The 997-nt window shown below is 53.4% G+C and carries 1 protein-coding gene; it reads left to right on the top strand.

All coding sequences use genetic code 11. The features are described 5' to 3' along the window. Positions 1–997 (top strand): T9SS type B sorting domain-containing protein (locus B5F75_RS07415; RefSeq protein ID WP_158093813.1); only part of this gene is annotated, 997 nt, incomplete at both ends.

A 997-nucleotide genomic window follows, 5' to 3' on the forward strand; every position in this document is an offset into this window, starting at 1 on the left:
CAGCAGATGAACACGCTGTCTTGGGACGGGCGTGATGACCAAGGTCGTATGGTAACGCCTGGTACGTATATGTTTACGGTAGAGAGCAAAGACGCGATGTTCCCTGCGGTAACGAACAAAGCTTCAGCGGTGTTCCCGGTGGACATGTACCGAGTGGTGGACGTATCGACGACGGACGTATACGGGGACAGTGAAGCGAAAGCGACGATATCGTATACGCTGTCGAAAGCGATGAACGTACAGGTAAACATTTACAATAAGGATGTGGTGATTCCGGCGTATAATTCGACGACGGGTGACTATGCGGATTATACGGTAGAGGAAACACATGTAGCGAAGGGGTACACGAACAATTTAGGGACGGTAACGGTGTATGAAGAAGGGCAAACGGCGCCGTACGCGACGTTGACGAATGTAGCGTTGGGGACGGTGACGACGCTGACGGGGAATGCGAACCCGTACACGCGGGATACGGTAACGGTAGAAGAGAACCCGAATTATGTAGCGGGGTCTGCGGTAGCGGGAGAAGAGCAGTATGTGGTAACGCTCAAACGGGAACAAGTTACCGTAACGGGCAACACCAGAGCTCCGTGGCCTCCGCATGTGTGTAACCACCAGTCCGATGCGGCGTTGTTCTGCGATGGGGAATGGTCGGATAGATATCAGTCCTGCACGGGACAACAGGTGGATTACGTCATCCCGGAGAACGTGGATGAAAGCACGGCTTGTATTTATGTAAATGACACGTCATTTACCAATTATCCCAGAACGCTTGCCCAAGCGGTAACGGGGGCGTTGGATGTGCGGTTGCAGCCGATTAAGACGTTTGACCGATCTGCTACGAAAGTAGGAGAAGGAATGGTGATAACGGAAGAATGGGACGCGCTATACTTCTACAATCCGACGCCATCTTCGGAACGGCACACGCAGGAAGAGATTGCGCAGTGCACCGGAGCGACGGACGTGAAGCAATGTCCGTACGAGATGGTGCCGGACG

This window comes from Elusimicrobium sp. An273, assembly GCF_002159705.1.
GTDB lineage: Bacteria > Elusimicrobiota > Elusimicrobia > Elusimicrobiales > Elusimicrobiaceae > Avelusimicrobium > Avelusimicrobium gallicola.